Source organism: Neisseria sp. P0001.S005 (genome assembly GCF_051963715.1).
Map to the genome: position 1 here is coordinate 1 of NZ_JBQCTZ010001001.1, position 257 is coordinate 257.

Annotated in this window: 1 pseudogene; it reads right to left on the reverse strand. The window is 55.6% G+C overall.

Features of this window, described 5'->3' with window-relative positions:
• Positions 1-257 (reverse strand): annotated as a pseudogene (locus tag ACTHSP_RS23845) (YebC/PmpR family DNA-binding transcriptional regulator); the annotation flags it as partial.

Below are 257 nucleotides of genomic sequence, written 5' to 3' on the forward strand. Positions count from 1 at the left end.
AAAGCCGCACCGCCGATGCCGTAGCCTTCGTAACGCAACTCGATGTATTCCACGCCTTCCAGATTGCCCGTACCTTTGTCGATGGCACGTTGCACGTTGTCTTTAGGCATATTGTTTTCAGCGGCTTTTTCCAAAGCCAGGCGCAGGCGCGGGTTCGCGCCGGGGTCGCCGCCACCCATGCGGGCAGCAACGGTAATTTCTTTAATCAGACGGGTGAAGATTTTGCCGCGTTTGGCATCTTGTCGGGCTTTTTTGTG